Here is a 7,713-nt window from a genome sequence, read left to right as displayed (position 1 = left end):
TGTAGCTCGGAAGCGGTGAGGGCCGCGACTTGCTTGTTGATATCCATGGAAAATCGATTTGGGGAAAGATGGCACAAGATGCGCGAACGCGCGAAAGAGAGGACGCCGGCGATGCGCGAGGCGGCCGCGCCCGGTGCCGGGTTTTCCCCGAATGCGGCCTGGCATGCTCGCGCGGTTGGTCCCCCTGGCAGGAATCGAACCTGCATCTAGCGCTTAGGAGGCACTTGTTCTATCCATTGAACTACAGGGAGCGCAAAAGCGAGCACTGCGTGGCGCAATTTCCGCGCGAAATTCATTCGCGATTTTCACCTGTTTCCAGGCGAAATCGGGGGGCACGGCGCTGGGCTCCGTCAAACCGCCATGTTTCCCAAGTGACCCGTCATGGCACGGAGCCGTCGCGCAGCGGTTCCGCTATGCCGATCCAGAACATATCGCGACGCAGGGCCAAGAGTATAGCAAAGGCGTTCGGGCGCGAAAATGACGCAGTTATGTTAGCCCTTCGCCGTGCGCCCGCGCGGCAGAATCAGAACTCGACGACCGTGAAGTCCGCCTTGCCCACGTCGCACAACGGGCAGCGCCAGTCATCCGGGATGTCCGCGAAGCGCGTGCCGGCGGCGATGCCCTCGTCGGGCAGACCCTCTTCCTCGTTATAGATCCACCCGCAGATCAGGCAGACCCAGCTCTTGTATTCGATTACTTCGCTCACAGCGTGTCCTTCGTCCAGTCAATTCGATGCATGGCCCGCAACCTGTCCCTTTTCTTATGGAGGACAGCGCGGGCAACCTGCGATCTTACCGGAAAACGGCGCGTGTGCTGATGCGCTGTATAGCCGCGTTTTCTGTCGCGCGTCGTGTTGACCGGTGTCGTCCCTGGGCAGGGCGGCCGCCGCGAGCGTTCACATGAGCCGTGTATGCTTGGCCGCGAGCGTCGCGCCGCAGTGGGCGTACGGCTCGACGCAGACTGGATCAACTCTCGAGGAGCGAACGATGGACAAGAAAAGTGGGCTTGGAGCTGCAGTCTTCGCGGTGCTCGTCGCAGCGAGCGGCGTTGCGCGTGCGGAAGGTGTCTACTTCGTGGAGCCCAAGGATGGCGCGACGGTGAGCAACCCGGTGCACGTGAAGTTCGGTGTGGACGGTATGACGGTTGCGCCCGCCGGCTCGATCGCGCCCAACACTGGCCATCACCATTTGCTGATCGACGGCGGGCCGTTGCCGAAAGGCGAGGTCGTGCCCGTCAGCGACAAGTCGCTGCACTACGGCAAAGGCCAGACCGAAGCCGATGTGACCCTGCCGCCCGGCGACCACACACTCACCGCGCAGTTCGCCGATGGTGCGCACCGCTCGTACGGCCCCGAGTGGAGCCAGACGATCACGGTACATGTGAAATAGCCAACGGCTCGCTGTGTAAGCCGCGTCGTGCGGGGTGAGTACTGGGTGTGTGCGAGATTCGGCCGTCGCCCACTGCTGACCCAACCCGGGCGGCCCGACCTAAGCTGGCCGACCTCCTCAGCACAACCCGGGCGGCCTGAGCTCTGCAGCCCGACCTCCGCCAGCCAACCTTTGCGGCTCGGTCTCCGCCGCCCGACCACAGTAGCCCCACCTTCGCAGTCCCACCTCCGCCGCCCGACCTCCGCCGCCCGACCTCCGCAGTCCCACCTCCGCAGTCCCACCTCCGCAGTCCCACCTCCGCGGCCCGGTACAATGCGTGCTTCAGATCCACCGCACGCATCGCTTCCATCCATGTCGCTCTACACCATCACTGGCGCGCAACTGGCGTTCGGCCACGTCGCGCTGCTCGATCACGCGGACTTCTCGCTCGAAGCTGGCGAGCGCGTCGGGCTGATCGGCCGCAACGGCGCGGGCAAGTCGTCGCTGCTGACGATCGTCGCCGATCTCGCGAAGCCCGACGACGGCCTCGTCACGCGCCAGCAGAATCTCTCGACCGTCTACGTGCCGCAGGAGCCCGACTTCGACGCGCAAGCCACGGTGTTCGACACCGTCGCCTCCGGCCTCGCTCAGGTGCGCGCGCTGCTCGACGAATACGACTCGGTCGCGCACAAGCTCGCGGACACGCCCGAAGGCCCGGAGCACGACACGCTGCTCGCGCGCATGAATACGCTGCAGTCGTCGCTCGACGCCGCCGACGCCTGGAACTGGCGCACGCGCGTTGCCACGACGCTCGCGCAGATCGGCCTCGAAGGCGACGCGCGCGTGGGTTCGCTCTCGGGCGGCATGCAAAAGCGCGTGGCGCTCGCGCGCGCACTCGTCGTGCAGCCCGACGTGCTGCTGCTCGACGAGCCGACCAACCACCTCGACTTCGACGGCATCCGCTGGCTCGAGGACCTGCTCGTCACGCAGCGCTCGAGCCTGCTTTTCATCACGCACGACCGCGCGTTCCTCGACCGCGTGGCCACGCGCATCGTCGAGCTCGATCGCGGCAAGCTGCTCTCGTATCCGGGCAACTTCTCGCAATATCAGGAGCGCAAGGCGCAGCAGCTCGAAGTCGAACGCGTGGAGAACGAGAAGTTCGACAAGCTGCTCGCGCAGGAAGAAGTGTGGATTCGCAAGGGCGTGGAGGCGCGGCGCACGCGCAGCGTCGGGCGCATCGCGCGGCTCGTGCAGATGCGTCATGAGCGCGAGGAGCGCCGCAACGTACTGGGCAACGTGAAGCTCGACGTCGCACAGGGCGAGAAGTCCGGCAAGATCGTCGCCGAACTCACCGATGTCGTGAAGCGCTACGGCGGACGCACGATCGTCGACCGCTTCACGTCGACGGTGATGCGCGGCGACAAGATCGGTTTCGTCGGCCCGAACGGTGCGGGCAAGACCACGCTGCTGAAGCTGATTCTTGGCGAGTTGAAGCCCGACGAAGGGACGGTGCGCGTGGGCACGAACCTGCAGGTTGCGTACTTCGACCAGATGCGCGCGCAGCTCGACCTCGAAAAGAGCCTCGCCGATACCATCAGCCCCGGCAGCGACTGGGTCGAGATCAACGGCGCGAAGAAGCACGTGATGAGCTATCTCGGCGATTTCCTGTTCGCGCCCGAGCGTGCTCGCTCGCCGGTGAAGTCGCTCTCGGGCGGCGAGCGCAACCGGCTGCTGCTCGCGCGCCTGTTCGCGCGTCCGGCGAACGTGCTCGTGCTCGACGAACCGACCAACGACCTCGACATCCCGACGCTCGAACTGCTCGAAGAACTGCTGACCGACTACGACGGCACCGTGCTGCTCGTGAGCCACGACCGCGCGTTCCTCGACAACGTGGTGACCTCGGTGATCGCATCCGAAGGCAACGGCCAGTGGCGCGAATACGTGGGCGGCTTTACCGACTGGCAGACGCAGAGTGCCCGCTCGCAGGAGATCGCCGACGCGCGTGCGCCGAAGGAAGCCGCTTCTGCAAGCGCGGCGCCCAAGGAGAGCGCGGCGGGACGCAACGCGCAGCGCACCGTGAAGCTCTCGTTCAAGGAGCAGCGCGAGCTGGAAGATCTACCCAAGCGGATCGAGGCGCTGGAGACCGAGCAGAAGGTCATCGGTGCGAAGATCGAGGACGGTTCGATCTTCGCCAAGGACGCGCAGGAAGGGGCGCGCCTCACCGAGCGTTATGCGCAGATCGATGAGGAGCTGCTCGTGGCGCTCGAGCGGTGGGAAGAGCTGGAGAGCAAGCGCAAGTGATGTGATGCGAGAGGCGGCCTGATGAAGGCCGCTTTTTTTTGGGGGCGGACGCGCACAGCGCGCTCATCCGTTCGGCCAGCCAACCCCCGCGCAAATTGCCGTGCGAGCCCAAATCAGTACAATACCTCGCGAATTCGAACAACTGCGCGACCGACTGCGCGAGCGCGAGCGTGCCTGCCACCGCGGCGCGCAGTCGGATCACCCCGTTGTTTCCTTTCGTTTTTTTTGAACGCTCAACGCGTTTTCCCCGCAGATGTCCACAGGACCTGTGGACAATCGCGCGGACAACCCCCTGTGGATCACCATGTCAACGAAGAAGTCCAACGCTGGAAACACTGGCTATAGCGAAGCGTCGATCAAGGTGCTCAAGGGCCTCGAGCCCGTCCGGCAGCGGCCGGGCATGTACACGCGCACCGAGAATCCGCTGCATATCGTCCAGGAAGTCATCGACAACGCTTCGGACGAAGCGCTCGGCGGCTACGGCAAGCGCATCACCGTGACGCTGCATGTCGACCATTCCGTTTCCGTCGAGGACGACGGCCGCGGCATTCCGTTCGGCCTGCACCCCGAGGAGAAGGTGCCCGTCGTCGAGATCGTGTTCACGCGCCTGCACGCGGGCGGCAAGTTCGACAAGGCGGCCGGCGGCGCCTACACGTTCTCGGGCGGCCTGCACGGCGTGGGCGTCTCGGTCACGAACGCGCTGTCGACGCGCCTCGACGTGACCGTGTGGCGCGACGGCAAGGTCGCCGAAATCGGCTTCTCGGACGGCAACGTCACGAGGCCGCTCACCACGCGCAACGCAGCGCGCGACGAAAAGAAGAGCGGCACGCGCGTGACCGCATGGGCCGATCCGAAGTATTTCGATTCACCCAACCTGCCGCTCGGCGAACTGCAGCGCCTCCTGCGCTCGAAGGCCGTGCTGCTGCCGGGCGTGGAGGTCACGCTCGTCATCGAGAAGACCGGCGAGCGCCAGAGCTGGAAATACGAAGACGGTCTACGCGGTTATCTGCTCGAAGGCATGGGCGGCGCCGATCTGCTGATCCCGCTTTTCGAAGGCGAGCGCTACGCCGACGCGCGCACCGCCGACGACACCTTCGCCGAAGGCGAGGGCGCCGCGTGGGTCGTGGCGTGGAGCGAGGAAGGGCCGCTCGCGCGCGAGTCCTACGTGAACCTGATCCCGACGCCCGCCGGCGGCACGCACGAAAGCGGCCTGCGCGACGGCCTGTTCCAGGCCGTGAAGAGCTTCGTCGAGCTGCACAACCTGCAACCGAAGGGCGTGAAGCTCTTGCCAGAAGACGTGTTCGCGCGCGTTTCGTTCGTGCTCTCGGCGAAGGTGCTGGACCCGCAGTTCCAGGGGCAGATCAAGGAGCGCCTGAACAGCCGCGACGCCGTGAAGCTCGTCTCGTCGTTCTCGCGCCCCGCGCTCGAACTGTGGCTCAACCAGCACGTGGAGCACGGCAAGAAGCTCGCCGATCTCGTCATCAAGCAGGCCCAGGCGCGCACGCGCGCGGGCCAGAAGGTCGAGAAGCGCAAGAGCTCGGGCGTGGCGGTGCTGCCGGGCAAGCTCACCGACTGCGAAGCAACCGATATTGCGCGCAACGAACTGTTCCTCGTCGAGGGCGACTCGGCGGGCGGCTCTGCGAAGATGGGCCGCGACAAGGAGTATCAGGCCATCCTGCCGCTGCGCGGCAAGGTGCTCAACACGTGGGAGACCGAGCGCGACCGCTTGTTCGCGAACAACGAAGTGCACGACATTTCGGTGGCGATCGGCGTCGATCCGCACAGCCCCGACGAGACCGTCGATCTCTCGAACCTGCGTTACGGCAAGATCTGCATTCTCTCGGACGCGGACGTGGACGGCTCGCACATCCAGGTGCTGCTGCTCACGCTGTTCTTCAAGCACTTCCCGCAGCTGATCGAGCGCGGCCATGTGTTCGTGGCGCGCCCGCCGCTCTTTCGCGTGGATGCGCCCGCGCGCGGCAAGAAGCCCGCGCAGAAGCTCTACGCGCTCGACGAAGGCGAGCTCGAGGCGATTCTCGACAAGCTGCGCAAGGACGGCGTGCGCGAAACGCAATGGAGCATCAGCCGCTTCAAGGGTCTCGGCGAAATGAGCGCCGAGCAGCTCTGGGACACGACGATGAACCCCGATACGCGCCGTCTTTCGCCCATCGCGCTCGGCGACCTCGACTACGAGGCCACCGTCGCGCGCATGACGATGCTGATGGGCAAGGGCGAAGCGGCCTCGCGGCGCAGCTGGCTCGAAGAGAAGGGCAACGAGGTCGAGGCGGACATCTGATCCGCACCTGCAAAAGCCCACGCAAGCTCACGCACGCCCGCACACGATTACGGATTGATTGAACATGGACGACCTTTTTGCTGAAGTGACCGGCGCCCCGCACGGCGACACGCTCACGCTCGGCCACTACGCGGAACGCGCCTATCTCGACTACGCGGTGAGCGTGGTGAAGGGCCGCGCGCTGCCGGATGTCTGCGACGGCCAGAAGCCCGTGCAGCGCCGCATTCTCTACGCGATGAACGAGATGGGCCTCGGCGACAACGCCAAGCCCGTTAAGTCGGCGCGCGTGGTCGGCGACGTGCTCGGCAAGTACCACCCGCACGGCGACCAGTCGGCCTACGACGCGCTCGTGCGCCTGGCCCAGGACTTCTCGATGCGCTACCCGCTCATCGACGGCCAGGGCAACTTCGGCTCGCGCGACGGCGACGGCGCGGCGGCGATGCGCTACACCGAAGCGCGCCTCACGCCCATCGCGAAGCTGCTGCTCGACGAAATCGACATGGGCACCGTCGATTTCATGCCGAACTACGACGGTTCGTTCCAGGAGCCGAAGACATTGCCCGCGCGCCTGCCGATGCTGTTGCTCAACGGCGCATCGGGCATCGCCGTGGGTCTGGCGACGGAAATTCCGTCGCACAACCTGCGTGAAGTCGCGGCGGCGGCCGTGGCGATGATACGCAATCCGAAGATTTCGCACGCGGAACTGATGGACAAGCTGCCGGGGCCCGATTTCCCCGGCGGCGGCCAGATCATTTCGAGCGAGGCGGAAATCGCGGCGGCCTACGAGTCGGGCCGCGGCAGCCTCAAGGTGCGTGCGCGCTGGAAGATCGAGGACCTCGCGCGCGGCCAGTGGCAACTGGTCGTGACCGAACTGCCGCCGAACACCTCGGGCCAGAAGGTGCTCGAGGAAATCGAGGAACTGACGAACCCGAAGCTCAAGCTCGGCAAGAAGACGCTCACGCCCGAGCAGTTGCAGAGCAAGCAGTCGATGCTCGCGCTGCTCGACGCCGTGCGCGACGAATCGGGCAAGGATGCGCCCGTGCGGCTCGTGTTCGAGCCGAAGACGAGCCGCATCGATCAGGCCGAGTTCGTCAATTCGCTGCTCGCCAACACGAGCCTCGAATCGAACGCGTCGTTGAACCTCGTGATGGTCGGCGCGGACGGCCGCCCGCGCCAGAAGGGCATCAGCGAGATCCTCGGCGAGTGGATCGGCTTTCGCTTCGCGACGGTCACGCGCCGCACGCAGCATCGCCTGACGAAGGTCGACGACCGCATCCACATCCTCGAAGGCCGGATGATCGTCTTCCTCAATATCGACGAGGTCATCCGCATCATCCGCGAGGCGGATGAGCCCAAGAGCGCGCTGATGAGCGCGTTCGGCCTGTCGGAGCGCCAGGCCGAGGACATCCTCGAAATCCGTCTGCGTCAGTTGGCGCGGCTCGAAAAGATCAAGATCGAGAAGGAGCTCGCGGAGCTGCGCGAGGAAAAGGCCAAGCTCGAAGAGCTGCTCGCGAACGAGTCGTCGATGAAGCGGCTCATCGTGAGGGAAATCGAGTCCGACGCGAAGCAGTACGGCGACGATCGCCGCACGCTCATCCAGCAGGAAAAGCGCGCGACCTTCGAGACGCGCGTGGTGGACGAGCCGGTCACAGTGGTCGTCTCGCAGAAGGGCTGGGTGCGTGCGCTCAAGGGCCACGGCCTCGACACGCAGGGCTTCACGTTCAAGGCCGGCGACGGCCTCTACGCGGC

Annotated in this window: 6 protein-coding genes and 1 tRNA gene; 4 read left to right on the top strand and 3 right to left on the bottom strand. The window is 65.5% G+C overall.

Annotated features, from left to right (window positions below; all coding sequences use genetic code 11):
• From VMJ11_RS18840 to VMJ11_RS18830, 3 genes are all read right to left on the bottom strand, one after another.
• Window positions 1–206: hypothetical protein (locus tag VMJ11_RS18840; protein ID WP_325620904.1), on the bottom strand; the 206-nt coding region annotated here is incomplete at its 3' end.
• Window positions 177–251: transfer RNA gene (locus VMJ11_RS18835), tRNA-Arg, on the bottom strand. The genes VMJ11_RS18840 and VMJ11_RS18835, both read right to left, overlap by 30 nt.
• 272 nt (window positions 252–523) lie before the next feature.
• Window positions 524–706, bottom strand: a complete 183-nt coding sequence (locus VMJ11_RS18830) for a rubredoxin (RefSeq protein ID WP_325620903.1) — start codon at window positions 704–706, stop codon at window positions 524–526.
• Window positions 707–986: 280 nt separating this feature from the next.
• Here VMJ11_RS18830 and VMJ11_RS18825 point away from each other — a divergent pair, with 280 nt between their 5' ends.
• The 4 genes from VMJ11_RS18825 to parC form a co-directional block, all read left to right on the top strand.
• The gene (locus VMJ11_RS18825) at window positions 987–1,388 is read left to right on the top strand and encodes a DUF4399 domain-containing protein (RefSeq protein WP_325620902.1); all 402 of its coding nucleotides are present in this window, start codon (window positions 987–989) and stop codon (window positions 1,386–1,388) included.
• A gap of 351 nt (window positions 1,389–1,739) precedes the next feature.
• Window positions 1,740–3,668: an ATP-binding cassette domain-containing protein gene (locus VMJ11_RS18820; RefSeq protein ID WP_325620901.1), complete on the top strand. Its 1,929-nt coding sequence runs from the start codon at window positions 1,740–1,742 to the stop codon at window positions 3,666–3,668.
• A gap of 304 nt (window positions 3,669–3,972) precedes the next feature.
• The gene (locus VMJ11_RS18815) at window positions 3,973–5,964 is read left to right on the top strand and encodes a DNA topoisomerase IV subunit B (protein WP_325620900.1); all 1,992 of its coding nucleotides are present in this window, start codon (window positions 3,973–3,975) and stop codon (window positions 5,962–5,964) included.
• 64 nt (window positions 5,965–6,028) lie between these two features.
• Window positions 6,029–7,713, top strand: a 1,685-nt coding sequence (parC, locus tag VMJ11_RS18810) for a DNA topoisomerase IV subunit A (RefSeq protein ID WP_325620899.1), incomplete at its 3' end; no start/stop codon positions are given.

This window comes from Paraburkholderia sp. (assembly GCF_035501035.1).
GTDB lineage: Bacteria > Pseudomonadota > Gammaproteobacteria > Burkholderiales > Burkholderiaceae > Paraburkholderia.
Note: the sequence above shows the minus strand (reverse complement) of the source record. Positions and strands in the feature narration are given on the sequence as shown.

Excerpts from the sequence above, each read along its gene's own strand:
- VMJ11_RS18820 (WP_325620901.1), top strand. The coding sequence starts at position 1,740 with ATGTCGCTCTACACCATCACTGGCGCGCAACTGGCGTTCGGCCACGTC.
- VMJ11_RS18815 (WP_325620900.1), top strand. The coding sequence starts at position 3,973 with ATGTCAACGAAGAAGTCCAACGCTGGAAACACTGGCTATAGCGAAGCG.
- VMJ11_RS18825 (WP_325620902.1), top strand. The coding sequence starts at position 987 with ATGGACAAGAAAAGTGGGCTTGGAGCTGCAGTCTTCGCGGTGCTCGTC.